General features: G+C 66.3%; 21 protein-coding genes and 2 tRNA genes. 18 read left to right on the top strand and 5 right to left on the bottom strand.

Annotated features, from left to right (window positions below; genetic code table 11):
- Positions 1 to 3 precede the first annotated feature (3 nt).
- The gene (locus tag ACFXHA_RS10870) at positions 4 to 609 is read right to left on the bottom strand and encodes a YdcF family protein (protein ID WP_379355323.1); all 606 of its coding nucleotides are present in this window, start codon (positions 607 to 609) and stop codon (positions 4 to 6) included.
- Positions 610 to 1,014: 405 nt separating this feature from the next.
- Between ACFXHA_RS10870 and ACFXHA_RS10865 the strand changes: the two genes are divergently transcribed.
- From ACFXHA_RS10865 to gmd, 5 genes are all read left to right on the top strand, one after another.
- Positions 1,015 to 2,511: a sugar transferase gene (locus ACFXHA_RS10865; protein ID WP_379355321.1), complete on the top strand. Its 1,497-nt coding sequence runs from the start codon at positions 1,015 to 1,017 to the stop codon at positions 2,509 to 2,511.
- A 13-nt stretch (positions 2,512 to 2,524) separates the two neighbouring features.
- Complete coding sequence (locus ACFXHA_RS10860) at positions 2,525 to 3,511, top strand: hypothetical protein (RefSeq protein ID WP_379355319.1); 987 nt, start codon at positions 2,525 to 2,527, stop codon at positions 3,509 to 3,511.
- A gap of 55 nt (positions 3,512 to 3,566) precedes the next feature.
- Positions 3,567 to 4,460, top strand: a complete 894-nt coding sequence (locus tag ACFXHA_RS10855) for a glycosyltransferase family 2 protein (RefSeq protein ID WP_379355317.1) — start codon at positions 3,567 to 3,569, stop codon at positions 4,458 to 4,460.
- An 85-nt stretch (positions 4,461 to 4,545) separates the two neighbouring features.
- Positions 4,546 to 5,814: a glycosyltransferase family 4 protein gene (locus tag ACFXHA_RS10850; RefSeq protein ID WP_379355315.1), complete on the top strand. Its 1,269-nt coding sequence runs from the start codon at positions 4,546 to 4,548 to the stop codon at positions 5,812 to 5,814.
- A complete protein-coding gene (gene gmd, locus ACFXHA_RS10845) occupies positions 5,796 to 6,830 on the top strand; it encodes a GDP-mannose 4,6-dehydratase (protein WP_379355313.1) in 1,035 nt (344 codons plus the stop codon). The genes ACFXHA_RS10850 and gmd overlap by 19 nt, the downstream gene beginning before the upstream one ends.
- Here the strand turns inward: gmd and ACFXHA_RS10840 are convergent.
- On the bottom strand, positions 6,818 to 7,783 hold the full coding sequence (locus tag ACFXHA_RS10840; protein ID WP_379355311.1) for a GDP-L-fucose synthase family protein: 966 nt from the start codon (positions 7,781 to 7,783) through the stop codon (positions 6,818 to 6,820). The two genes, gmd and ACFXHA_RS10840, sit on opposite strands and share 13 nt — an antisense overlap.
- 113 nt (positions 7,784 to 7,896) lie before the next feature.
- On the opposite strand from ACFXHA_RS10840, the gene ACFXHA_RS10835 reads away from it, so the two are divergent.
- The 5 genes from ACFXHA_RS10835 to ACFXHA_RS10815 all read left to right on the top strand — a co-directional run bounded on the left by ACFXHA_RS10835 (position 7,897) and on the right by ACFXHA_RS10815 (position 13,024).
- Positions 7,897 to 8,706 (top strand): WecB/TagA/CpsF family glycosyltransferase, encoded by an 810-nt coding sequence (locus tag ACFXHA_RS10835; protein ID WP_379355309.1) that lies wholly within the window; start codon positions 7,897 to 7,899, stop codon positions 8,704 to 8,706.
- A 172-nt stretch (positions 8,707 to 8,878) separates the two neighbouring features.
- Positions 8,879 to 10,156: a hypothetical protein gene (locus tag ACFXHA_RS10830; RefSeq protein WP_379355307.1), complete on the top strand. Its 1,278-nt coding sequence runs from the start codon at positions 8,879 to 8,881 to the stop codon at positions 10,154 to 10,156.
- Positions 10,157 to 11,092 carry a family 16 glycosylhydrolase gene (locus ACFXHA_RS10825; protein WP_379355305.1) on the top strand — a complete coding sequence of 312 codons (936 nt, stop codon included), beginning with the start codon at positions 10,157 to 10,159 and terminating at the stop codon, positions 11,090 to 11,092.
- A gap of 15 nt (positions 11,093 to 11,107) precedes the next feature.
- Positions 11,108 to 12,889 carry a glycosyltransferase family 2 protein gene (locus ACFXHA_RS10820; RefSeq protein ID WP_379355303.1) on the top strand — a complete coding sequence of 594 codons (1,782 nt, stop codon included), beginning with the start codon at positions 11,108 to 11,110 and terminating at the stop codon, positions 12,887 to 12,889.
- A 61-nt stretch (positions 12,890 to 12,950) separates the two neighbouring features.
- A tRNA-Met gene (locus ACFXHA_RS10815) sits at positions 12,951 to 13,024 on the top strand.
- Positions 13,025 to 13,093: 69 nt separating this feature from the next.
- Here the strand turns inward: ACFXHA_RS10815 and ACFXHA_RS10810 are convergent.
- The gene (locus ACFXHA_RS10810) at positions 13,094 to 13,399 is read right to left on the bottom strand and encodes a hypothetical protein (protein ID WP_379355301.1); all 306 of its coding nucleotides are present in this window, start codon (positions 13,397 to 13,399) and stop codon (positions 13,094 to 13,096) included.
- Between the two features lie 450 nt (positions 13,400 to 13,849).
- Here ACFXHA_RS10810 and ACFXHA_RS10805 point away from each other — a divergent pair, with 450 nt between their 5' ends.
- The 5 genes from ACFXHA_RS10805 to ACFXHA_RS10785 all read left to right on the top strand — a co-directional run bounded on the left by ACFXHA_RS10805 (position 13,850) and on the right by ACFXHA_RS10785 (position 19,011).
- Positions 13,850 to 14,731 carry a helix-turn-helix domain-containing protein gene (locus tag ACFXHA_RS10805; RefSeq protein WP_379355299.1) on the top strand — a complete coding sequence of 294 codons (882 nt, stop codon included), beginning with the start codon at positions 13,850 to 13,852 and terminating at the stop codon, positions 14,729 to 14,731.
- Positions 14,728 to 14,916 carry a DUF397 domain-containing protein gene (locus ACFXHA_RS10800; RefSeq protein WP_379355297.1) on the top strand — a complete coding sequence of 63 codons (189 nt, stop codon included), beginning with the start codon at positions 14,728 to 14,730 and terminating at the stop codon, positions 14,914 to 14,916. Before ACFXHA_RS10805 ends, ACFXHA_RS10800 begins: the two co-directional genes overlap by 4 nt.
- Positions 14,917 to 15,098: 182 nt before the next feature.
- Positions 15,099 to 15,172 (top strand) — tRNA-Met (locus ACFXHA_RS10795).
- Positions 15,173 to 15,464: 292 nt separating this feature from the next.
- On the top strand, positions 15,465 to 17,699 hold the full coding sequence (locus ACFXHA_RS10790) for a hypothetical protein (RefSeq protein ID WP_379355295.1): 2,235 nt from the start codon (positions 15,465 to 15,467) through the stop codon (positions 17,697 to 17,699).
- An 85-nt stretch (positions 17,700 to 17,784) separates the two neighbouring features.
- Positions 17,785 to 19,011, top strand: a complete 1,227-nt coding sequence (locus ACFXHA_RS10785; RefSeq protein ID WP_379355293.1) for a lipase family protein — start codon at positions 17,785 to 17,787, stop codon at positions 19,009 to 19,011.
- 7 nt (positions 19,012 to 19,018) lie between these two features.
- On the opposite strand, the gene ACFXHA_RS10780 is transcribed toward ACFXHA_RS10785, so the two are convergent.
- A complete protein-coding gene (locus ACFXHA_RS10780) occupies positions 19,019 to 19,963 on the bottom strand; it encodes an AraC family transcriptional regulator ligand-binding domain-containing protein (protein WP_379355291.1) in 945 nt (314 codons plus the stop codon).
- A gap of 1,500 nt (positions 19,964 to 21,463) precedes the next feature.
- Between ACFXHA_RS10780 and ACFXHA_RS10775 the strand changes: the two genes are divergently transcribed.
- Genes ACFXHA_RS10775 through ACFXHA_RS10765 form a run of 3 tightly spaced genes read left to right on the top strand, consistent with a single transcriptional unit; the run spans position 21,464 to position 25,231 of the window.
- Complete coding sequence (locus ACFXHA_RS10775) at positions 21,464 to 22,009, top strand: (2Fe-2S)-binding protein (RefSeq protein WP_379355289.1); 546 nt, start codon at positions 21,464 to 21,466, stop codon at positions 22,007 to 22,009.
- Between the two features lie 10 nt (positions 22,010 to 22,019).
- Entirely contained in the window at positions 22,020 to 23,000 is a 981-nt protein-coding gene (locus ACFXHA_RS10770) for an FAD binding domain-containing protein (protein ID WP_379355287.1), read from the top strand.
- Between the two features lie 59 nt (positions 23,001 to 23,059).
- Complete coding sequence (locus tag ACFXHA_RS10765; RefSeq protein ID WP_379355285.1) at positions 23,060 to 25,231, top strand: xanthine dehydrogenase family protein molybdopterin-binding subunit; 2,172 nt, start codon at positions 23,060 to 23,062, stop codon at positions 25,229 to 25,231.
- A gap of 293 nt (positions 25,232 to 25,524) precedes the next feature.
- On the opposite strand, the gene ACFXHA_RS10760 is transcribed toward ACFXHA_RS10765, so the two are convergent.
- On the bottom strand, positions 25,525 to 26,061 hold the full coding sequence (locus ACFXHA_RS10760) for a hypothetical protein (protein WP_379355283.1): 537 nt from the start codon (positions 26,059 to 26,061) through the stop codon (positions 25,525 to 25,527).
- Positions 26,062 to 26,249: the final 188 nt, after the last annotated feature.

Genomic DNA, 26,249 nt, shown 5'->3' with positions numbered 1-26,249 from the left:
GGGTCAGCAGCCGCTCTGTAGCGCCGCCCGGGCGTATCCGACCGTCTGGTAGCCGAATTCGTAGATCCACCGGTACCAGGTGATCTTCTCCGGGCTCTCGATCATCACCAGATTCCCGTCGAAGCACTGCTCCAGGATGTAGCGCGCGCGGGAGATGTGCGGTCGGAAGGTCACCACGATGACCGTCTTCCAGCCGTGCTCGGCGGCGAGGCGGCGCAGTTGGCGCGCCTCACCTTTCGTGGTCGGCGGGTCCGGCACGAAGCATTCCAGCTGGAACCCGGTCTGCGGCGTGTTGCAGACGTTGGTGAGCCAGTCGTCGCGGGTGCCGTAGGGGTTCGAGATCACCACCGTCGGAGCCCAGCCCGCGCCGCCGAGGGAAAGTCCGTACGGGTAGCGGTGAAACCCTTCCCCGCCGAGCACGAAGATCGCGTCCGCATGCCGCAGCCGATCGATCTGCGGATAGGCGTACACCGGCATCCCCGCCCCGGCGGTGGTCCCGATCAGTAAACCGACCGTCACGAATATCCAGAGCCATCGCGGACGCCGCGCGAATACGCGGGGCCGTCTACGCGCCGGGGCCGCGGCGGTGTCCTCGTCCTGGGCTGTCATGCGGGGGTTGGCATCCCTCGTGTCGGTCCGGATTCGTCGGGGACAGTCTACGTTTCGCGCGACCTGCCCGGTCCGCCGCCGTACCGGCCAGGTCTACCGGGCTGGGCGAAAAAACACGCCGTGACGGTGGGATCTGCGTAACACCGGGGGAGGGGCGGGCGACAGCAGGAGTGACTCCATCGGCGGGGATGGGGTTTCGGCAAATCCTCGCTGAGGATTGCACCGCGAACCTTCGATGGGACGCATCAAATATGTTGGCATACAGAAGTTTTCGCGATCTACAGAGAATCTCCGGCCTGCGGGTAGAACATGGACCTGCAGCGGGTGAAACCGATAATATTCGGCGCGGGTGTCCAACGGGGGAACGCCGGCAACTTGGCAATTTGGCGTGGGGACGGAGCGCGGATGGCCTTCCAGATTGACCGGATTCGGATCCGGGGGTCTGCGCGCGAATGGCGCTCCGACCGCGAGAAATGGCAAGTCGAGTACGGTCGCCGCGTCAGGGTGGGCGAGGCGCTCGTACTCTTCGCCGCCGTGGGTGCGGCACAACTGATCCGCTTCGGCGGCATCGACAAGAACGCACAACTAACCGCTTGGTCGGGTAATGCCAGCATCGGCTACTCGATCATCTCGATCCTGTTGGCGCTGGGCTGGTTCAGCTTTCTGGTGGGCGGCAGTACCGGTTCGCCGGGCATGCTCGGCACCGGGTTGGAGGAGTACCGGCAGGTCACCTCGGCCACGCTCCGACTATTCGGCGTGATCGCCATCGTCTCGCTGCTGCTGCGTTTGGATTTCGCACGCGGATACCTGGCGATCGCACTGCCCTTCGGACTGCTGGGGCTGCTCGCCAATCGGGTCGCGTGGCGGCGCTACGCCGCGACGCAGCGCCGAAAGGGCCGCTGCCGCACCGCGGTTCTGGTGGTCGGCGGTCCCGACGCTGCCCGCGAGATGATGACCTGCTTCGCCCGCGATCCCGCCATCGGCTATTCGGTGGTCGGCGTCTACAGCCCGTACGACAAGGAACACGAAGGCGAGACGGCACTTTCGGAGGTGCCGCTCATCGCGGGGTGGGCGATGACCGTCCTGGAAGCGGTGCGCGAGACCAATGCCGACATCGTGGCGATCTCGGCGACCGAACATCTGGGTACGCGCGGCATCAACGATCTGGTGTGGCAGCTGGGCCCGCTGGGCGTGGACGTCGTCGTCACGCCCGGTCTCGTCGATGTGGCCGATCAGCGCATGTCGATTCGCCCGATCGGCAATCTGCCGCTGCTGCACATCGCTAAACCGCAGTACGGCCGGTCGCGATCGATCGGCCGCGCGCTCTTCGACCTCGCCTTCGCGATCTTCGCCCTGCTGCTGGTCTCCCCGGTCATGGTGCTGGCGGCCGTGGCGATCAAGCTCGACAGCCGCGGCCCGATCTTCTACCGCTCCGACCGGGTCGGGCTCGACGGCGTGCCGTTCCGGATGATCAAGTTCCGCAGCATGTTCCAGGACGCCGACCGCCGTCGTGCCGCGCTGCTGGCGCAGAACGAGGGCGCGGGCCCGCTGTTCAAGATGCGCGAGGATCCGCGGGTGACCGCCGTCGGGCGCATCCTGCGGCGCTACAGCCTCGACGAACTGCCCCAGTTCATCAATGTGATTCGACGCGAGATGAGTGTGGTCGGACCGCGCCCGCCGCTACCCAGCGAGGTCGAACAGTACGACGGCAAGGTGCGGCGGCGGCTGCTGGTCAAACCCGGCGTGACCGGGCTGTGGCAGGTGTCCGGCCGTTCCGACCTGTCCTGGGACGAGTCGGTCCGGCTCGACCTGTCGTATGTCGAGAACTGGTCGATGGTGCAGGACCTGCTGATCATCGCCAAGACGATCACGGCGGTGACCCGCAGTGACGGTGCCTACTGATGGAGGAGAACGCATGACCCAGTCCGTTGCCGAGACGACATCGGGACTGCGGGTGGGTGATCTGGTCGAGGTCCGCAGCGCGGCCGAGATCATGGCCACCCTGGATGAGCGCGGCGAGCTGGACAATCTGCCGTTCATGCCCGAGATGCTGGAGTTCTGCGGACAACAGCTGACCGTCCACAAGGTCGCCAACAAGGTGTGTGATCCCTACGGGCGCACCGGCATGCACCGGCTCACCGAGACGGTGCACCTCACGGGCGCCCGATGCGGCGGCAGCGCGCACGGCGGCTGTCAGACGGCGTGCAGCCTGTACTGGAAACAGGCGTGGCTCAAGCGGATCGAGCCGGGCACGGCACCGACTCCGGCCGACGGCACGCGCATCGATCTGGAATTGCTCACGATTAATACGCGCAAGCCACCCCTGGAAAGCGGCAAGGAGCGCTACTCCTGCCAGTCGACCGAGATGATGCGCGCGGCCCCGACCTGCCTGCCGTTCCGCGATGTGCGGCAGTACGTCGAGGACGTTCAGGTCGGCAACGCCACCGTATGGATGTCCCTGCAGGCGTTCTTCTTCGCGATGTTCAACCGGCTACAGGCCGTCAGCAAGCGGGTGCTGCCCGCGAAACTCCAGTTCCGTGGGGGTACGGAATGGGGCTTCGTGCGCGGTCGCGCGGTCGGGAAAACCCCGGTGGCACACCTGGATCTGCAACCCGGCGAACTGGTGCGCATCAAATCGAAAGAGCAGATCGAACTCACCCTCAACGAACACCGGCTCAATCGCGGCATGGGGTTCGAGGAGGAGGCGGCGCGCTTCTGCGGACGCACCGCCCGGGTACAGGCCCGCATCACCCGCTGCCTGGACGAGACCACCGGCGAACTGGTGATCATGAAGACCCCGGCGATCGTGCTCGAGAACGTGTTCTGCGAAGGCGTCTACCACGCCAACTGCCCGCGCGAGTATGTCTCGTTCTGGCGCGAAATATGGCTCGAGCGAGTCTGATTGCTCGATACCGCGCGGCACCACCGCGTGCCACCCGAGTTGGGAGGGAACTCACATGCGTGACCCACACACCCTGGTCACCGTTGGACTGCCGGTTCGCAATGGGGCGGAACGGATTCCGGCCGTCGTCAAGTCCGTGCTGGCCCAGGACCACGAGAACCTGGAACTGCTGATCTCCGACAATGCCTCGACCGACGCCACCGAGGAGGTCTGCCGTGCGCTCGCCGCGGACGACAGCCGAATCGTGTACCGCCGCAACGCGGTCAATGTGGGACTGATGGGCAACTTCGTCGCCGCCATGAACGCCGGCAAGGGCGAGTACTTCCGGTGGATCGGCGACGACGATTGGCTGGAACCGAACTATGTATCCCGGTGTCTCGACGTGTTCGACGCCGATCCGGGGCTGCTGCTGGTGACGACCCAGCTGGACTACGTCGGCCCGGACGGTGCGCATCAGAACGCGCTCTATGACGGGACGGCCCTGCGCTCGGAGGATCCGGCGGTTCGTTTCACCGAGATGCTGCGGCTGCTCAACGAGAGCTTCCTGCTGCTGGATCCGTTGTACGCCGTGTTCGATCGCGAACGGGCCAGTCGCATCGTGCGGCGGAACATGCTGCGCGAGGACGAGGTGTACGCCGGGAAGCTGGCCCTGGCCGGGCGCTGGGGGCACGTGCCCGAGGTGCTCGGCGGACGGCATTGGCAGCACGACCGGCAGACGGTCATGGCCCGCAAGCTGGACGTGCCGAGCTGGCAGGCCCGCATGTCCACGACCTTGGAATGCCGCGAATGGTTGCGGTGGATCGCCGAATCCGAGCTGACGCCGCCGCAACGCGCCCAGGCCCGGCGGGCCGTCGCGGGGTTGTACGCGAAACGGCAGCAGATCACCGCCGGACGCGGTATCCGCAAGCTGTCCGGGCTGCTCGGTGCGCGCCCGGCCACCGGCGAGTAGTGCGGTGGGCAGGGTTGCGCCGCCGCTGACCTCCGCGAATCGGTCGACGCGCCGATGGGTGTCCGGGCCGCTAATGTCGGATTCCGTGTCGAGGAAAACGGTCAAGGTTGTGATTCTGGGGATCAACTATGCCCCCGAGCCGACCGGGATCGCCCCGTACACAACCGGTCTCGCGGTGGGATTGGCCGCGCGCGGCCACGAGGTGCGGGTCCTGACCGGCGTCACGCACTATCCGGCCTGGGAGCGTGCCGCCGAGCGGGACGCCTTTCGCGTCGACACCGACACCGACGGGGTGCGGCTGCGCCGGCTCAACCATCACGTGCCGCGTGACGGGCGTGGATTCGGCCGTGCCGCAATGGAAGTGACGTTCGGCGTGCAGGCGGTGACGACGCGGTGGCAGCAACCCGACGTGGTCATCTGCATCACCCCGCCGCTGCTCGCCACCGCCATGGCCGTCACCCGGGCGCGGCTGACACCGGGCGCTCCGGCGGTCGGCGTGCTCGTGCACGATCTCTACAGCCGGGGCGTGGTCGAGACCGGGGCGCTGCCGCGGCCGGCCGCGCGGCTGGTGCGCACGCTGGAGTCCGCCGCCTTCCGGCATGCCGACAGCGTCGCGGTGATCCACGACGGGCTGCGTGGCGATCTGGTGCGCGAGCTGGGTGTCGATCGGGACCGGATCCGGGTCATCCGCAACTGGAATCACGTGTCGTCCCCGGATCCGCGTGCCAGTGCGGCATTCCGGGCGGCACGGGGGTGGCCCGACGACGAGATCGTGGTGCTGCACGCGGGCAATATGGGGACCAAACAGGGCCTGGAGAACGTGGTCGCCGCCGCCGAACTGGCTGCACGGCAACAGCTTCCGATCCGATTCGTACTGCTCGGCGACGGCAATCAGCGTCGCCGGATCGAGGCCGCGAGCGCCGGGCTGCCCGCCCTCGAGATCCTGCCGCCGGTGAGCGAGGCGGAGTTTCCCTCCGCGCTCGGCGCGGCGGACGTGCTGCTGGTCAACGAGCTGCCGGGGGTCGCTCAGATGGCCGTGCCGAGCAAGCTCACCTCGTATTTCACTTCCGGCAAGCCGATTCTCGCGGCGGTCGAGGCATTCGGGTACACCGCGCAGGAGATGACCGCCTCGGGGGCGGGGGTCATCGTGCCCGGCGGACGTCCGGAGCTCTTGCTCGCCGAGGCGGTCCGCATCGGCACCGATCCGGTGCTGGGCGCGGAGTTCGGTGCCGCGGGCAGGCGATACGCGTCGGCCCTGCTGAAGGCGGACGCTGCCCTCGACAGCTACGAGGAGTGGATAATCGAGTTGGCTCGCGCAAGGGGGAGGGGGGTCCGATGGCCAAACGCGCGTTGATCACGGGCATTACCGGACAGGATGGTTCGTATCTGGCCGAACTGTTGCTGGGCAAGGGGTACGAGGTACACGGGATCATCCGGCGTGCGTCGACCTTCAACACCCGGCGTATCGACCATTTGTATGTGGATCCGCACGATCCGGCCGCACGGTTGTTCACGCATTACGGGGAATTGAACGACAGTGCCCGGCTCGCGACGCTGATCCGGCGGATCGCGCCGGACGAGATCTATCATCTCGCGGCGCAGTCGCATGTGCGGGTCAGCTTCGACGAGCCCGAATACACCTCGGAGACAACCGGTTTGGGGACGATCCGGATCCTGGAGGCGATCCGGCAGATCGGACTGGACTGCCGGTTCTATCAGGCGTCGAGTTCGGAGATGTTCGGCTCCTCGCCACCGCCGCAGAACGAGTCCACGCCGCTGCATCCGCGCTCGCCCTACGGCACGGCCAAGATGTTCGCCTACTGGACGGCCCGCAACTACCGCGAGGCGTATGGGATGTACACCGTCAACGGGATTCTGTTCAATCACGAATCCCCGCGTCGCGGAGAGACTTTCGTGACCCGCAAGATCACCCGCGCGGTCGCGCGGATTGCCGCCGGGCTCGACGAGCACCTGTGGATGGGCAATGTCGACACCGTGCGCGACTGGGGGTACGCGCCGGAGTACGTCGAGGGGATGTGGCGCATGCTGCAGGCCGATGAGCCCGACGACTATGTGCTCGCCACCGGCGCGGGCTACTCGGTGCGGGATTTCCTGGCCATGGCCTTCGATCGGGCCGGACTCGACTGGGAACGGCATGTCCGATTCGACGATCGGTATCTGCGGCCCGCGGAGGTGGACGCCATGATCGGGGACGCCTCCAAGGCGACGGCGACCTTCGGCTGGGATCCGCAGGTGCGGGCCCCGGAGTTGGCGCGGCTCATGGTCGATGCCGATATCGAGCTGTTGAAAACCGAATCGCAGGTATGGATCGATCGGCCCGATCTCGCCGCTTGGCGTCAGCCCCGGTAGTCGGCCTGATGATCGAGGAACCAGTGATAGGTGGCCTTGAGCCCGTCGGGCAGGGGGATGGCGGGCGGACCCCAGCCCAGGCCGGTGAGCAGCGAGATGTCCAGCAGCTTGCGGTACGTACCGTCCGGTCGCGATGTGTCCCAGCGGATTTCACCACGATAACCGGCGACACTGGCGATCGTGGTGGCGAGCTCGGCCACCGTGACCTCCTGACCCGTGCCCACATTGACGGGGCTCTCGCCGTCGTAGCGGTCGAGCAGGAACAGGCAGGCGTCGGCCAGGTCGTCGGCGTGGATGAACTCCCGCAACGGTTGTCCCGTGCCCCAGCACTCGACGTAGGGCGCGTGCGCGCCGGCGGCCTCGTGGAAGCGGCGGATCAGGCCGGGGACGACGTGGCTGGCGGAGCGGTGGAAGTTGTCGCCAGGGCCGTAGACATTGGTGGGCAGTGCGCTGATGTAGGGCAGGCCATATTGCCGACGGATAGCGGAAACCTGTGTGATACCAGCGAGTTTCGCTACGGCGTAGCCCTGGTTGGTGATCTCCAGCGGGCCGGTGAACAGCGCTTCTTCGCGGATCGGTACGGCGGCCTCGCGCGGATAGATGCAGCTCGATCCCAGGAACAGGAAGCGTTGCACTCCGGTTGCCACCGCGGCATCGAGCAGATTGACCTGAATGCGCAGATTGTCGGAGATGAACTCCGCGGGCCGTGTCGCATTGGCCACGATCCCGCCCACCCGGGCGGCGGCGTCGATGACGACATCGGGCCTTGTGGCAGCGAAGAATTCGGCGGTCGCACCGTGGTCGCGCAGGTCGAGTTCGGACGAATCGCGCCCGACGAGATCGGTGAATCCCGCGGCGCGGAGCCGCCGCCACAGCGCCGATCCCACCAGACCGCGATGGCCCGCGACATACACGCGCGAGGCGCGCGAGAGGGGCCCGGCATTCCAGTGCATGGACGTCATTGTGGCAGAGGCCGCGGGGTCGAGTCGGGATGCGCGAATGTCTCGAATCGATATACTCCCTCCTGTACGGTCAGGCCGAAATCTCTTGGAAGGCAATCGGTCAGATGAACGAATGCTCGGCGCCCTGGCCCCGGATGCTCGTCGGACACGTGCCCGTAGACCTACTCGATCGCGATGCCGCGCTGGAGCTCATCTTCTCCGCGCTCTCGGACTCCGATCCCATCGCGGTGGTGTCCGCCAACCTCGATCACATCCATCATTTCGCCGACGATGCCGCCTGGGGCGAACGGACACCGGTGGTCGCGTCGGCCGGGGGACTGCGCTGGCTCACCCTGCTCGACGGCATGCCGCTGGTGCGGACCGCCAATGCGCGCAGCGGCCGCAACTGGCCGAAACTATCGGGCAGCGACCTGATTACGCCGATCTTGGAGCGCGCGGCGACGACGCGGGCGCGCGTGGCGTTCCTCGGTGGCAGCACCGAGACCCACGAGTTGCTGGTGCCCGCGCTGGCCGAACAATTCCCGCGGCTCACGGTCGCGGGGACCTGGTCGCCCGAGCGAGCCGAACTCACCGATCGCGGTGCGTCCGAGGCGATCGCCGCGCAGATCAAGGCCGCCGAGGCCGACATCCTCGTGGTCGGACTGGGCAAACCGCGCCAGGAACGATGGATCGCCGAATACGGGACCCTGACCGGCGCGCCGGTACAGCTCGCGTTCGGAGCGGTCGTCGACTTCCTCGCCAATCGGATCTCGCGGGTGCCGGAACGGGTCAGCAATGCGGGCGGCGAATGGGCGTGGCGGCTCATGCTCGAACCGCGCCGGCTCGCCCGGCGCTACCTCGTGCAAGGACCGCCCGCGCTGCTGCGTCTGAAGCGTTCGGCCGTGGTGCTCGAGGGCGCACCAGCGTCCGCGTGACGAGGCACCGTGCAGTGGGACGAGGCGGCGCTGGTGAGGTTGCGGACCGCGGTCGCGACCATGGCGGGCGGAGTGACGTGGTGCGGGGCGAGGCAGCGCAACCGAAAAATCTCGGGCAGGGCGGAATGAACCGGGACGGGGCAACATGATCCGGGGTGACGCGGAGGTTCCCGTGCGCGCGCCGGGACGGGCGTACCTGCCCGCGGCGGGTGCGTTCGTGGTCGTGGTGGGGCTCGCGGCGATCGTTGCCGCCACCGGGGTGGTTGTCACCGCCGGCGGCAATGATCAGCGGGCGTTTCACTGGCCGTCGGTCGAGCAGCTGCGGAACTCGTTCCCGCATCTGGATCTGGTCGGGCTGAACACTGCGACCGGGCCGCTCTATCACCTCGTGGTCGCGGCGATCTCGGGCCCGCTCGGCCTCGGTGAGCACGCCACCCAGGTGGTCGGTGCGTTGTTCGCGGGATGTCTTGCCGCGCTGGCTGTTTGGCAGGCTCGTACGCTGCCGACCTGGTATCTGCGCGGGCTCGCGGTCGCGCCGCTGCTGCTGTCGGCGTACTTCTGGCAGTCGGCGCTGTGGATGCTCACCGACGACGCGGCTCTCGTCTTCGCCATGGCGGCAACGGTTTTGATGATCGCGCCCGCCACGACCCGGCGGCAGCTCGCGATCGGGGTGCTCGTCGCGGCGGCGATCGCGACCCGGCAGACCTTCGTCTGGCTGCTGGTACCGGCGGTGCTGTCGTGCGTGGATCCGGTGCACCCGCGCCAGGATCCGAAAGCCGCGCTGCGAGGGGCGGTGCTGGTCGCCGTGCCCGGCGTCGCGGTGCTGGTCGCGCTGGTCGCGTTGTGGGGCGGGTTGACTCCGCCTGCCATGCGTCAGTTCAATGCGGCGAATCCGAGCTGGACGGCGATCGCGTTCACCTTCGCCGTGGCCGCGATCTTCGTGGTGCCGGTGCTGGCGGCCACGACCCAGGTCGCCCTGGTGCGGGAACATCTGGTCGCCGGGACCGTCACGGGGCTGATCGTCGCCGTCCCCGCTCTCGTGTTCCCCAGTGCGGCAACGAAATTCCCCGATGACTCGCGACGCGGTGGCGTGTTGTGGACGATCGTCGGGAAGTTGCCGGACGTGGCCGGGCGTTCCCCGGTGCTCGCGGTGGCCGCCTTCGTCGGCGGGTTCGCCTGCGCCGCACTGTTCTTCGTGCTCGAACGCCGCACGGCCGTGATCATGGCGGCCGCGCTGATCGCGCTGGCGGTGGTCACCGCACCGGGCTCACAGCTCTATCAGAAATATGCCGAGTTGCCGGTCGCCATGCTGACCGTGCTGGTGATCGTCGAGGTCGCCCGGACCCGGGAACTGCCGCGCACCTGGCCGCTGGCCGGGCTGGCCGTGTTCCAGCTGGTGGCGACGGCGGGCATTGTCGGAGTGCCGGTGCTGCGGGCGGTGAGTGGCTGAATGCGGATCGATCGACTCACGGCGGTAGCCGCCTTCGCGATGACCATCGCGCTGGTGCTGGTCGGCTGTGCCGGGCCGGACGACACCGCCCCCGGCTCCTGCTCGGCCACCAATATCACCGCCCCCACCTGCGCCCCGCCGCCCGCCCCCGCGGTGCCGGGCAAGAACTGGAAGCTGATCTTCGACGAGCGCTTCGACGGATCCGACTACGACCATACGAAGCTGACGCCGTGCTTCGACTGGAACTTCGGCGGCTGCACCAGCAGCTTCAACCACGGCCGGGAAACCTATCGGCCCGAGCAGGTCAGAGTCGGTGGCGGATACGCGAAACTTGTCGCCGAGCCGCTGGAGCAGCCGTCGCCGGATCCCGCGTGCTTCGAGTCGGTGTGCACGTACAAGAGCGGGCTGCTCTCGACCGCGCGCGCGGACGCCCGGCAGGACAAGTACCTGTTCTCGTTCACCTACGGGTATACCGAAGCGCGGGTGAAGTTTCCGGCGACGCCGGGGTTCTTCACGGCCTTCTGGATGCTGCCGACCAACCCGCAGTACGACTACCGCAGCGAGATCGACATCGTCGAGGCGCTCGGCGGCAGTCCCTCGAACATCTACATGACCTACGCCTACGGCAACCGCCAGAAGTCGTATCGCGTCAACACCACCTCCAGCGACAACGGGGCCTGCCCGGTCCGCGACTACTCGCAGGACTGGGTGCGTTTCGGCCTCGACTGGGAGCCCGACCACATCGCCTGGTACATCAACGGGGTGCGCTGCGGCGAGTTCACCGATGCCGCCTCGATCGAGAACGGGCCGATGCAGCTGATTCTCAACATGATGGTCGACAACGACTGGGAGCGAAACGAGGGGTCGGTACTCGCCAACCAGCGTCAAACGGCCGAACTGGATGTCGACTACCTGCGGGTCTTTCAACAGCGGTAGGGGTATGGGGGATACATGAGTTCGAGCGAGCCTGTCGCCGCGGTCGCGATCGTCATCGTGACCTACAACAGTGCGACGGATATTCCGTTGCTGCTCAACGACTTACGTTCGGAGGCACGCGACACCTCCCTTCGTGTCGTGGTGGTGGACAACGAATCGGCGGACGGCACAGCCGAAGTCGTGCGCGGGTATCCCGAGGTCGTGTTCGTCGAGTCGGGCGGGAACCTCGGCTACGCGGGTGGGATCAATGTCGGTCTCGGGCACATCGGGAATTGTGCGGCGGTGCTGATCCTCAACCCGGACCTGCGGGTGCGGCCCGGCACGATCGCTCGAATGGTGGCCACCCTCGACTCCGACGACCGGATCGGGGCCGTCGTGCCCCTGATCCTGAATACCGAGGGCCACCCGCACATCTCGCTGTCCCGAGAGCCTTCGGTGACGCGGGCCTTCGGCGACGCGCTGCTCGGCAGCCGGGCCTGGCTGGACCGACCGGCCTGGCTCTCCGAATTCGACTATCGCCCAGCCAGTTACGAGCATGCGCACGACATCGACTGGGCGACCGGCGCGTGTCTGCTGGTACGCGGCACACTGGCCGCGGAACTCGGCGAGTGGAAGGAAGACTTCTTCCTCTACTCCGAGGAGACGGAGTACTTCCGCCGGATCCGGTCGAGCGGGTATTCGGTGCGCTTCGACCCGGCCGCGGTGGTCCAGCACCGCCTCGGCGGCTCGGGAACGTCCCCCGCGCTGGCCACCCTGCTCGAGGTCAACCGGGTCCGCTACATCGAGATGCACCACAACCGTTGGTACGCAACGCTGTTCCGCGCGATGGTCGCGCTGGCGGCGCTGATGCGCTCCTACGACGCCGACCGCCGCCGCACGCTGTCGATCGTGCTGGATAGGGAGCGCTGGGAAACCCTGCCGAAGGCCACGAAACCGGCTGTGGCGGAATCCCTCTCCGGCCCACTCGAACGCGGCGCGGTCATCGTCCCAGCCTACGACGAGGCCGCCGTCATCGAGCGCACCCTGCGCCCACTCAGCGCTGCTGCCGCCGCCGGCTTCTTCGAACTGATCGTCGTGGCCAACGGCTGCACCGACGACACCGCCGCCCGCGCCCGCACCATCCCCGGCGTCCAGGTCGTCGAACTCCCCACCGGCTCGAAACCCTTGGCCCTCAACACCGGCGACGAGATCGCCACCCTGTGGCCCCGCCTCTACCTCGACGCCGACATCGGCATCACCGCCCCCACCGTCCTCGCCGTCCTCGACCGCCTCACCACCGGCGACATCCTCGCCGCCCGCCCCACCTTCCGCTACGACTCCACCCACGCCACCGCCCTCGTCCGCAGCTACTACCGCGCCCGCCGCAAGATGTCCGCCCACCAGAACGCCCTGTGGTGGGCAGGCGTCTTCGGCCTAACCGCCGAAGCCCACAAACGCTTCGGCGAATTCCCCGACGTAACCGGCGACGACATGTTCGTCGACACCCAATTCACCGACCCCGAAAAGACCGTAGTCCCAACCGAACCCACAGTCTGGACCACCCCCACCGACCTCCCCGGCCTCCTCGCAGTCCTTTCCAGACACCATCGAGGCAACACCGAACTCGTCCAACGCAATCCGTCACAGACCCCGAAAACCGGTTCGACGACCGCCCGAGCCATCCTCCGCACCATCACCGGCCCCCGCTCCGCCTTCGACGCAACGATCTACTTCGCAGTCGCCCTCACCGCGAGACGCCGAGCAACCCACAGCACTTCCCGATGGGAACGAGACAACACCAGCCGATCGGCGCAATAATCCCAGTTAGACGGCCGTTTTGGTATATCGCCCCCACCCGGGTACTGTTCTGTTCACCCGACGCGGGGTGGAGCAGCTCGGTAGCTCGCTGGGCTCATAACCCAGAGGTCGCAGGTTCAAATCCTGTCCCCGCTACTGAAGTGGACGGCCCCGGAACCAGTGGATCCGGGGCCGTTTTTGTTGATGCGCCGGTATCGGCCACGCTCAATTCGCGGGTGTCATGTGGTTGCCGATGGCGTCCTCGACCAGGTGACCGGCGTTGCCGGGGGTGTTCGGTTCGGCGCCGTCGAGGATGTCGTCGAGAACCGCGGCTCGGTCCAGGGTGGCGGGCAGCCGATGCGTGTCCCGAGCACTGGCGATGACCGCGAGCAGCACCGTCGCATAAATCCGCGACCGTGGCACCGTCAACCGCCACCCACACCGCTCCCTCTCGCGCAGTCGCGCCTCGACGGTGTCGAGAACGTCCTGAATGACCTGCAATTCGATCTGCTCGCGATCATCGGATGGCATGGCGGCCAACCGAATTCAGTGGTGTTTCCATGTCCTCACCCAGCCCGATGTCGCCCGTGGCAGCGATGAGTGTTGGTGATCGGGATGCGCTGGAACCGATACCCGCCCACGTCGATGAGCCAATCACCCGGCACAGACGGACTTCCGGAGCACCCGGCACCGAGCCCCCACCCGACGGCAGCGACGCAGGGGAGTAGGACGGCAATGATCAACAGCAACTGAAGCACGGCTGACAACATGTGAATCCCCTTGAAATAGAGGCATTTACAACTGGGTAAGTCGACGATGCGGCCCGTGTCGACTACGACACCACGTCGGGCAGGTCATGGTCCGCACCTTTTGGAATTCCATTGGAGTATTGCCATTTCCCCAGGTGCGTTTCCGTGAACGGTGCCAAACTGATTCCGTTCGATGCGGTCCAAATATTCCGTGTACCAGGGGGTAACCGTGATGGCCGACGACGACAGCACCCTGCCCCGCCGCCAGCTGGGGCGTTACTTGCGCCAATACCGCGAGGAGATCGGTATGACGATGGCGCAGGCCGCGAAGCTCGTCGAGATCGGCACGAGCACGCTGCACCGGTTGGAGAAGGGCACCGCCGACAAGGTGCGCATTCGAATTGTCGGACATCTGTGTGACATTTACGAACGCCCCGTGGCGGACGTCGCCGCCATGAAGAAGCTTGCTGAACAGGCTGCGGTCAAGACGTGGTACCAGGAGTACGGCGATCTGCTGCCTGGCAGTTTCGATCACTATGTGGGATTGGAAGCTGCGGCACGGCAGTTGGTTTCGTATCAGGAGCTGGTGCCCGGATTGCTGCAGACCCAGGACTATGCACGCACCATGATCGCCAGCTACCGCACGGATGTGTCCGATCGCGACATCGAACGCCGCGTGGAACTGAGGCTGCGACGGCAGAAGATCGTCACCCGGAAGGCCGAGCCGGTGCGGCTGGACGTGGTGCTGCACGAATCGGCCCTGCGCCGGGTCGTCGGTGGGCCTCGGATCATGGCAAATCAACTGCGGCACTTGGCTGATTCGGGTACTCGGCCCACTATCGGGGTGCGGGTGCTGCCCTTCGCCGCCGGCATGCCGATGGGTCTGCTGCCGGGGCCGTTCGTCATCCTCGATTTTGGCGTAGACAGTAAGGGGCGACCGGTGGAGCCTCCGGTCGTCTACGTTGAAAGCGTTCTCACCGCGCAGATCTATCTTCAGAAAGAACCGGACATTCAGCGCTATCGTGCGGTATCGGCTGCGCTTCATGATGCTTCGCTGAATCCAGCGGATAGTCGCGCGCTGCTGAGGAAGATCGCGAAGGAGTACGAGACGTGAATGCGAACCTTTCCGGATGGTTCAAGAGCAGCCGCAGCCAGGGGGATCAGGAATGCGTTGAGGTCTGCCACGCCACCGATCGGGTAGGGGTACGCGACTCCAAGGATCGTGGCGCAGGTCCTGAGCTCTGGTTTCCTGCTGTGGCCTGGGATGCTTTCCTAGACAGCGGGATCTGGCGGGACTGAGTCGGCCTGGGTGGTTACCGGTCGAAAGACGCTATGCCCCTCATTGGTTCCGAGGTACGCCGTGCGCCTGGGTTCGGTGGTTTCAACCAACTTTCACTCTGATGATGGCGACCGAGTCGGCGTGGAGGTAGACGCCCGTTTTGGTGTATCCGCTCCACTCGGGTACCGTTCTGCTCACCCGACGCGGGGTGGAGCAGCTCGGTAGCTCGCTGGGCTCATAACCCAGAGGCCGCAGGTTCAAATCCTGTCCCCGCTACTACGGAAAGCGGCCCGGAACCGGTTGGTTCCGGGCCGCTTTCGCGTTCGTAGGTAAAGGCCAGATCGGTGTCGCGGAAGTCGTCACCGTAGCGCGCTCGCTCGGTGTCCTGAATCAACTTCCATACGCGCAGCGCGGTGACAGTCTCACCCAGAGGTTGGCCATCCAACCGGGCAACGTCCGAATCTGCCGGTAGGTGCGTCCACGAGCCGCCGTCGCCCTGGCCGAGATAGGTAAGTTTTTGGCCCGGAACGCGTTGGTTGCGGGTGGCTTGCGAGGCGACGCTTGGGGCATGACAGCACGTAAACCGATCCGCGTGATCATTTGGGGTCCAGGGCATGTCGGGGGTGGCGTGCTGCGCGCCACGCTGACCGACGACCGATTCCAGGTGGTCGGCGTCCGGGTTTTCAGCCCGGGCAAGGTCGGCAAGGACATCGGTACGCTTGTCGGGCTCGATCCGGTCGGGGTGGCGGCGACCGACTCCGTGGCGGAGATTCTCGCGCTGGACGCGGATTGTGTCGTGTACTGCCCGCGGACCACGGTGATGTTCGAAGGGCAATGGAGCGAGGTCGATCGCATCCTGCGCAGCGGCAAGAACGTCGTGTCGTCCAACAGTCACCACAACATGGCCCGCACCACCTGGCTGTCCACCTCGCAGTCACCCACCGACGTGATCCGCAGACTCGTCGAGATCGACAAGGGCCCGATTCCCGTCCCGAACTGGAAGACGATCCGTGCGGGGCTGCGCGCGCTGACCGGTACACCGGGCCTGAGCAGAATCACCAACCCGCTCCTGGACCGTTGGCTCGAGCCGATTTTCGACGCCAAGGTGCTGCCTCGCCAGCTCACCGGCGAGCAGGTCGTGCGGACGTGCCGGGAAGCGGGTGTCTCGGTGCGCGGTGCGGGCCCGCACCCTGACTACATGGCGGAGCATCTCGGCATGGCGCTGGCTCATCTGCTCGACCGGCCGCGCAACTTCCGGATCGCCGAGACCTTCGACTACGCGGCCGCCTACAGCCCCGACATGTGGGGCGGGCTCGAACTGCTGGGTATGGGGCAGCCGCTCGACGCGCTCGACAGCCGACACGCACTGGTACTGGGTGGCGACATCGCCTACGGCGACGTGGTCGCGAATGTCGCCTACTCGATGCGTGGCATCCATGGAGACGATCTGCGGATCGAAGGCGACGCGGTGGGCCTGCCGTCGAACCTCGACGTCGAGATCGGCGACGAGTTCGTCAAGAAGGGCACCATCGGGGTGATGGGCCTGATCCACAAGGCCTTCTACGGCGAGGAGTTGGTCGGCACCAACGAGGAATGGTGGTTCCTCGGACCCGAAAACGCTTACTACGGACCGAATCTGCCATTCGGCAGGAGTGCCGGGCTCGGCACGCACACCTTCGGGATCGAGGCCGCGCGGGTACGGATCGACATGCAGGTCGCCGCGTTCGCGCAGCCGGACGCCGAGGCGTGGGATGTTCCGATGGATCTGACCCGTACCGTGATCCTGGAGTCGATCGAGCCGACCGTCGCCAGCGAGCCGGGCGTCGTCGTGTACGACGAACGGCCCCACTATCTTTCCGATGACGGTTCTTTCGTTGTGTCCGAAGCCGGGGATGAACCATTGCGAATCGTCGTCCTCGGTGACGGAGCGACCGCCGATACCGTTCACGCACTGGCGAACCGGCGACCGGGCCTCGAAATCGTCGCGCGCACCCAGGATGCCCCGGACTGCGCGGTTGTCGTCGGTGCCGCCGCGTCCGACCAAGTCAGTCGGCTCCTCGCAGCCGGAATTCCGGTCGTCACCGATCGGTATCCGAGGCATCCGGTCGCCACGACTACCGCGCCGTTGTATGTGGCCGGTGCTGCGGCGGACGTGATCATCGACCGCATCGTTCCGATCCTCGCACGGGCGATCGATGGCAAGCGCCATGTCCGTTTCGTCGACGCGCTCGACGCGTCCACCGAGGAATCGATCGATATCGGCCTCGGAGGCGCACCTGAATCGGTGGACGCGGCAGAGGTTTTCGCGCGCATCGATGCCGTCTCCGGGGCTGCCGTGCCGCTACGGCTGGCTGCGACGCTCGGCATCGACGCGGCAGCGGTGTCATTCGACTACGAGCTGTCCGTCACGACCGCCGGGCGCGCGGAGAAGGTCGGGCCGATCGTCCTCGAACCGGGCACGGTTGCCGCCGTGCACGCCGTCCGTCGCGGCTATCTCGCCGACCAGGTTGTTTTCGTCCATGAGGTCTGTCGTTACGCGGGTCCGAACTATGCCACTCGTGGCTCGGATCTGCCCATGGGCGGATTCACCGGACCGCAGTGCTACACCATCGAATCCGAGGGTGTGCGGGCCATCTCCCGGGTCCAGTTGCAGGTGAGCCCGGTCGAGGACAACGCGGATACCGCCGCGGAGCTGGTGGCGACGGCACTGCTCGACGCGATTCCCGCGGTCAGCGCCGCATCGCCGGGCGTGCTGAAGTTCGATCCCTCGCCCCACTTCCGGCTGGATCGGCGGTTGTCCTAATGCGCGCCGACACACCGACACAACAAGGAGACCCCCTTCGATGACGACCAGATCCCTTGGCCCACAACGACGTGGACACGCGGTGATGAAAGCAGGTGCCTTCGTACTCGTTTCCGTAGCACTGTGTTTCGCCGAATCGATCGGTCCGGTGGCCGCCGAACCGGTGATCCCGACGCTGCCCGGTGTCGCGCCGGTGCCCGAGAACGACCCCTTCTATACGGTTCCCGCCGACGTCGCGGCCTACCCTGACGGTGCTGTCCTGGCGTCGCGACCCATCACGGCGGTGGCGGCGCAACTTCCGATCGCCGCGTCTGCGTGGCAGGTGCTCTACAAGACCAGCACCGTCGGGGGTGCGCCGACCGCCACGGTGGCCACGATTCTGGTGCCGATCGATCCGTGGCGTGGACCCGGCGCGCGGCCGCTGTTGAGCTATCAGGTCGCCGAGGACTCGGTCGCGCTGCACTGCGCGCCGTCCTACACCCTGCGCGCCGGATTCGGAGCGACGCTCGGAGCAGGTCAGGCCGACGCGGTGGTGCTGGGTGCCGCGCTGAGCAACGGGTGGGCCGTTGTCGTGCCCGATTACCAAGGACCGCAGTCGCTGTGGTTCGACTATCCGACCACGGCACACGGCGTGCTCGACGGCGTGCGCGCCGCCCGCGATTTCGCGCCCGCCGGGATCGGTCTCGACGCGCCGATCGGGCTCATGGGCTATTCGGGTGGTGCGTACGCCTCGATGGTGGCCGCCGAACAACAACCGGGCTACGCACCCGACCTCACACTCTCCGGTGTGGCCATCGGTGGCCTTCCCGGTGATCTGAACGATGCGCTGGCCACCGTGAACGGCGGCGCGTTCGCCGGATTCACCGTCGGCGGTCTCGTGGCGTTCGACCGTGCCGATCCGCAAGCGGGAATCTCGAGCATGCTGAACGAGCGGGGGCGGCAAGTGCTCGCCGACGGTGAAGACCAGTGCGGCGCCGACTACCTCGCGAAGTATGCGATGCTCGACGTCTCCTCGCTCACCGTGATACCGGACCCCTTGGCGGACCCGCGATTGCGGTCACTGATGGCAGCGAACAGCCCCGGGCAGAACACACCTACCGGCCCCGTCTACGAGTTCCACAGCACCAGTGACGAAGTGACACGCCTGGGCCCCGCGGACGCCGTGCTGGACAGCTATTGCGCTGCCGGTATCCCGGTGCGGCGGGATCGGCTCCCCGGTGAGCACCTCACCGGATACCTGGCCTCGCTGCAACCGAGTCTCGCCTATCTCGCCGACCGATTCGACGGCAGACCGGTACCAGACGACTGCTGATCCGATCTCAGCGGCGGCGGCCGGCGTAGCGGCCGGGCGAGGTTCCGGTCCACTGCTTGAACGCGCGGGTGAAGCTGGGCGCGTTGGCGTACCCGAGGCGGTGACCGACGTCCTCGGCCGAGAGTCCGGCGGCCAACAGCTCTTTGGCCAGGAGCTCGCCGGTCTCGGCCACCAACTCCCGGAACGAGGTGCTTTCGTCGGTGAGGCGCCTGCGCATCGTGCGCACGCTCACGTGCAACGCGGCGGCGACCTCGGCCTGATCCGCGGTGGCGACACCGGTGCGCAGAATCGCCTCACGCACCTGCCCCGCGACACCGACCAGGGCCCGGCGTCGATCCAGAATCTCCGCCGACAGCCGTTCGAAAACGGCTGTCGTATGCGGATCAGCCTGCGGCATAGGCAAATTCGCGACCTCGACCGGCAGGCTGAACCGATGCAGCCCGTCCGCCGAGGCCAGCAGGGGCACGTCTACCAACGCCTGTAACCGCGCGAGCAGATCCGCGGCGACCTCGTATCGAAGCAGTGCAGCGTCCCCGGCCGAGGTGAATCCGGCCAATAGCCCGGACAGGTCGCGTTCGACCAGGAACGGCCGCACGTCGGCCGGGACGTCGCGGTAGTCGATGACGCCGGTGACCTGCGTGGTCCCGACTTCCAGGCGCACCCGGCCCAGGGAGTAGCCGAGGTCGACGTACCGCGCCGCGACCTGCAGTGCCTCGCCCAACGTCGCGCTGGTCACCACGGCGTACCCCCACACCCCGTGCATTCTCGGCTCGAATCGCCGACCCGCCTCGAACCCGAGCCCCGGGACGTCGCCGAGTTCGCCGATCACATTACGGGCGATCTGGATGTCCTGAACCCCGGTGATCTCGGCCTCCGCGTCCCGAAGCGCACCGGGCTCGATTCCGGTGTCGCACAGGCACACTCGCTCATCGACACCTCGCTCGGCCGCCATCCGGAGCACGAGCATGGCGCCGACACACGATCTCGGCATCTGCCAACGCGGGTCCACAAGAACGAATTCTTTCACCCCCGACGGCGCCGACACCGGCCGGAGTGTTGTGGCGGTCTACGCCTGGCCGAACCGACACCGCAGTGGCGCCGACGGCCGCGGGACGCAATCAGTTGCGCTGACCTGCGCCCATGGCACGCGACGGAACGTCCGGGACGGCAACCAGTTGGCTCATATCGCCAGAGGTCGCAGGTTCAAATCCTGTCCCCGCTACTAGCGACAACGGCTCCGGAACTATTGGTTCCGGAGCCGTTGTCATTGGATTGGCAACGGTCCGGCAGCGGTGATGCCACGCGCCGTGAGTATGTCGATTCCGGGTGCACGGTGACTACGTCCTGGCGTTGCACCAGCGAGCCGGGTGCATCGTCGGCTTCGAAATGCTTCAGCGAAGATACGAACACCGCCTCGGCGTCGAACTGGGTGGCTTGTGCCTTCAATCGTGCCAGTGGTGGCCGTCCCGACGCGGGGTCGTAGATCACGATTTCCGCCAGGTCGTACCCGTATGTCGCTGCGAGCCTGCACAACATCGACTCCGCGTGGTTCGAGTGTCGGCAGTTGCTCGAAGCCGCAGATCATTCCGGGACTGCTCCTCATCATCGGAAACGCAGTGAAACCTATGCCTACCAGATGCTTTCCATCGGAAAGTGTGGGGCGAACGGGACTGTGATCGTTGGGTTGCGGGCGGTCACCTCGGTGAAACAGCGTCGACCGCGGCTATGAAGTGTGCGTACTCGCCGGGCGGAACGCACACTTCGCGGTGCGGTACCCGGTCGCTGGCCCGCCAGCGGTCTGCGGGGACGACGAATCCTGTTCTGCTCGAGAGTGCCTCGGTGTGCTGGTTGTTGAGCCATCGGCGCATGTGCAGGGAGTCGATACTCGGGAGATATTCGATTGCCCGCCGCCATTCGAATCCTCCAGGCGTGATGCGATCGTGCGGCACGGTCACGATTACGGCGGCTCGTTTGGCGAGGCTCATTGGTCTCATTGCTTCTTTGAAAACACGTGGTACGGAACGGAACAGCAGCCAGGTAATCGGTGTCCAGCGAGCGATGTCTATGCGGTGAATTCGTGGCTCCACGGTCGACGACTCATACTGGCACACGCACCCATTCGGGTCATTCGGCAAATGACGAAGACCCCATCGGGTGACTTGTCGAAATGCACAATCGCCTGGCCGGCGACGACGTGCCGGGCGTTCTGTCGATCGGTTACCAGGCTGCGGCGGGTGCGCGTGTTAGCGTCGCGCCCGAGTGAATGCCCGTCATGTTCCAGGCTTTCTCGAGTTCTCACAGCTGCCATTCGCGCCGGCTGTTCGGTAAAACATCGATGTTCCCTCGAGCCGAGAGTGCACCCATGCCTACGCCGTCCCGACCTGCTGCCACCCCGCCGCCCGCCGGTGGCGGGTTTGCGTCATCGGTGGTTTCGCGGCGAACATTCGTCGCCGTGTCGACTGCCGTGACCGGTGTGGCCGTCGGCACCGGGCTGACCGCGGGCCGGGCCGTCGGGGATACGGCGACCGCATCGCCGGTCAGCACGGTGTCGATCACCGTCAACGGTGCCGCGCGGACGGTGACGGTCGACAATCGGACCTCGCTGCTCGATCTGCTGCGCGAGCACCTGGGCTTGACCGGCACCAAGAAGGGCTGTGATGCGGGCGCGTGCGGTGCGTGCACCGTCCTGCTCGACGATCGTCGAGTCAATGCGTGCCTCACGCTGGCTGCCCGCCTGGACGGGAAGTCGGTCACGACAATAGAAGGGCTGGCTACCAACGAGGAGCTACATCCGTTGCAGCAGGCGTTCATCGAGCATGACGCGTTCCAGTGCGGCTACTGCACGTCGGGACAGATCATGTCGGGAATCGGCTGTATCGCGGAGGCGCACACCGGCTCTCGTGAGGAGATTCGGGAATGGATGAGCGGCAATATCTGTCGTTGCGGCTGCTATCCGAGAATTGTCGACGCGGTCGACCACGTCGCCTCGGCACGCTGAGGCGGGCCGGATGCGATCGTTCACCCTGACCACCGTCGCCGATATTCCCGCCGCACTGGAGGCAGGGCGTCGCGGGGGCCGTTTCATCGCCGGTGGAACCACCCTCGTCGACCTGATGCGGCACCATGTCGAACAACCTGACGCGCTCATCGATATCACCGGGCTGCCACTGCGGGAGATCGCGCTCACCGGCGACGGAAGCCTGCGCATCGGTGCGCTGGCCACGATGGCCGATACCGCAGCGCACCCGGAGGTACGCGACCGATTTCCGGTGGTGGCACAGGCTTTGGAGCTCAGCGCCTCGGCGCAGCTGCGCCACATGGCGACCATCGGCGGCAATATCCTGCAACGCACCCGGTGCACGTACTTCCGTGACGTCTCGGCGTCGTGCAACAAGCGTGCTCCTGGATCGGGTTGCCCGGCCGTCGGCGGTATCAACCGAGGCCATGCCATCCTCGGTACGTCCGAGCACTGCATCGCGCCGCATGCCTCGGATGTCTGTGTGGCGTTCGCGGCGTTGGAGGCCATCGTCGTCCTGCGCGGGCCGAATGGTGAACGCGCCGTGCGCTTCTCCGATTTCCTGTTGCAGCCCGGTGAGACGCCCGAGCGTGAACACGATCTTCGTCCGGGTGAGCTCGTCACGGCCGTGGAGATCCCCGGGTATCCGCCGAATCTGCGGTCCGGCTACCTCAAGGTGCGCGATCGCCAATCGTATGAGTTCGCATTGACCTCCGCGGCGGTGGCGCTGCACATACCCGACGGTGTGATCCGCACCGCGAAGGTCGCCGTGGGCGGGGTCGGCACCGTGCCGTGGCGACTGCCGGGAGTCGAGCAGGCGCTGCTGGGTCGTCGACCGGAAGCGGCAGTGTGGGCGGATGCGGCCTCGGGTGCCGCCGACGGGGCGAAACTGTTGCCGCAGAACGGGTTCAAGGCGGATCTGCTGGTTCGGACGGTCGAGCGTCAACTGCGGATCGTGGGGGGTGGGCTGTGAGTCCGCAGGCGCAGCGGTTCGTCGGTAAGCCCGTCAGTCGGGCCGATGGCGTGTTGAAAGTGACCGGGAAAGCCACCTACGCGGCCGAACACGCCGTCGAGGGTGTCGTGCACGCGGTCGTGGTCGACAGCCCGGTCGGGCGGGGCCGTATCACCGGAATCGATGCGACGCAGGCTCTCGCGCAGCCTGGTGTGCTGGCCGTGATCAGCCATCTCAACGCGCCGAAGCTGCCGTACCTAGGACCGGGCTCGCTGGTCAATCCGGAGGGTCGGCGGCTGCGGGTCTTCCAGGATGACGCCATCCTGTTCCACGGTCAGCCGGTCGCCGTCGTGGTCGCCGAGACCCTCGAAACCGCCAGGCACGCAGCCTATCTGGTCAAGGTGATGGGTGAGGCACAAAAGCCGTCGACCGAACTGAGTACGGGTCGGCCGAACCCGCCCACCGTCTACGATCGCGGCCATGCGGACCGGGCCCTGCGGGACGCGCCGGTCCGGCTCGATGCCGTTTATCGCACTGCGCGTAACCACCACAATCCGATGGAACCTCATGCCACCATCGCGCAATGGGACGGCAACAACCTGACGGTCTGGGACAAGACCCAATGGGTGGCGGGCGTGCAATTCGAACTCGCCGCGGCATTCGCGATCCTCCCGGACTCGATACGGGTGATCTCGCCGTTTGTCGGCGGCGCGTTCGGCAGCGCGATTCGGACCTGGCCGCATGTCGTCATCGCCGCGCTGGCGGCGCGAGTCACCGGGCGGCCCACCAAACTCGTGCTGACCCGTCGACAGCTCTACTACGGCACCGGATACCGGCCCGCCTCGGAATACCGGCTGCGTCTCGGCGCGCAGGGCGACGGCCGGGTGACCGCCGCGGTGCACGAGGTCAAGACGGAAACCGCGACCTATGAAAAGTTCGAGGAGAACATCCTCATCCCCGGGCAAATGCTCTACGCGACACCCCATGTCCACCAGACGTATTCGACGGTGCCGTTGGATGTGAACGCGACGACCTGGATGCGCGCTCCCGGATTCACCTCGGCCGTCTTCGCCATCGAATCGGCCATGGACGAACTCGCCCACCAACTCGGCATCGATCCCATCGAACTGCGTTCCCGCAACGAGCCTTCCGCCGACCCGGCGACCGGCCGCCCGTTCTCGACGCGCCGCCTCATCGAATGCTGTGCGGTCGGGGCCCGCGAATTCGGCTGGGACCGTCGCAATCCCGAACCCGGCGTGACTCGCGACGGGGACTGGCTGGTCGGTATGGGCATGGCGGTGGGCGTCTACGAAACCATCACGTCGACATCGCAGTGCAACGTCCGGCTCGACGCCGACGGTACGGCGCTGATCGAGGCGGCCACGAGCGAGATAGGCCCTGGCAGTTACACATCCATGGCACAGGTTGCTGCGGACGCGCTCGGACTGCCCATCGACATGGTGCGGTTCCAGCTCGGTGATTCGGACATGCCGACGGCGCCTCCGGTCGGCAACTCCCAAACCATGGCCAGCATGGGATCGGCCGTGCAGATCGGCTGCGACACCGTGCGGGCCGAAGCCATCGCACTGGCCGTCGTCGATTTCCGTTCTCCGTTGTTCTTGGCGAACCCCGCGGCGATCGTGGTGATCGACGGCCGACTCCAGGTCGAGGGTGCCCCTGAACGCGGTGAGTCCTATCAGGATCTGCTGGCCCGCCATGGACGCCGCAACCTGACGGCGTCCGGGGTATTCGTTCCTTCGCTGGCAACCCCGATCCCAGCCTTCCCGGACCTGTCCAAGTTCGATATCCAGCTGCTGTCCAAGTCGGCCTACAGCGCCGTCTTCGCCGAGGTCGCCGTCGATGCCCGGCTCGGCCTCGTTCGCGTGCGACGGATGCTCGGTGTTTACGACGCGGGCAGAATCATCAACCCGAAACTCGCCGACAGTCAGGCGCTCGGCGGCATGACCGGCGGCATCGGCGCCGCGCTACTCGAACACACCGTCACCGACCCGCGCGACGGCCGCATCGTCAGCGCGAGCTTGGCCGACTACCTGGTCCCGGTCAATGCCGACATCCCCGACCTTCGCGCCATCTTCCTCGACGGGGAGGACAAGGCCGTCGATCCGCTCGGCGTGAAGGGACTCGGCGAGGTCGTCCTCATCGGCGTCGCCCCCGCCATCGCCAACGCGGTGTTCAACGCCACCGGCCGACGAATCCGCGAACTCCCCCTCACGGTCGAGCAACTGTTCTGAGCCGGACCCGACCGCACCCACCAGCGACGGCTGGACTTGGTGGCTACGCTGCGGTACGGCAGTAATGGATGTGTGTAATGACTCTGCTGGATGGCTCATCGTCTGGCTGGAACCACCCGAAGTTACCGACGCCAGCGGTGAAGTCGTCGAATGTGGCCACCAGCGCCCCGAGCGCATAGCCGCAAAGTGGCAGGCTGTGCGGGAGGCGATGTCGAAGAGCGCGACACCTCGGACGTCGTCCGAGAGCTTGTGAATCTCGACACGACCCTTCGTTTGTCACCTGCGCAGGCGGACTAGGTGTATCGGACGATGCGCCGTCCACCCGGCGTGCGGTCCGGCTGCGGTGACATCACGCGTCGCGAGTAGGTCGATTCCGGGTGGACGGTCACCACGTCCAAGCGCTGTACCAGCGATCCCGGCGCTTCGCCTTCGTCGAAATGTTCGAGTGAGGGCACGAATACCGCTTCGGCGTCCAGGCGGGTGGCTTGGGCTTTGAGTCGCGCAAGCGGCGGCCGACCACTGGCCGGGTCGTGGACGACGATCTCGGCCAGGTCGTATCCGTATCGTGCTGCGAGCCTGCGTATCTCGGATTCGTCCCACAGTTGGCTCACACCGGAGACATCGGTGCGCAGGTATCCGAGTGCGGTGGGTGTGTACCGCATGACCGCCCTTTGCTCGTCGTGGCCGTCGATGGCCGTGGAGTCGTGGAGTTCGAGAAAGATGCCGCCGTAGTCGTCGGCCGGGTCGTGGCTGCTGCTGAGTTCCAGTACGCCGCCGGGGAACTGGAGCAGCCGCGTGCGTGGCATGGCCTGCGCTTCGTCTGGTTCCATGTGCCGACGTTAGGAACCGACTGCTACCAAGGTCCAGAATCTTGGCAGAACTTGACGAAAAGTCTTTGACCGGCAGTCGGAATCGTCCGTCTGGGGGACGATTGGCAGTGCACATGCCAATTTGTGTCAAACCCTTGGACGGGAGTTGCGACCATGAACCTAACGTTTCTTGGCAAATGCGGATCGGA

Source organism: Nocardia sp. NPDC059240 (assembly GCF_042753865.1).
Lineage (GTDB): Bacteria > Actinomycetota > Actinomycetes > Mycobacteriales > Mycobacteriaceae > Nocardia.
The sequence above is the reverse complement of the archived record's forward strand: the minus strand, read 5'-3'. Positions and strand labels throughout refer to the sequence as shown.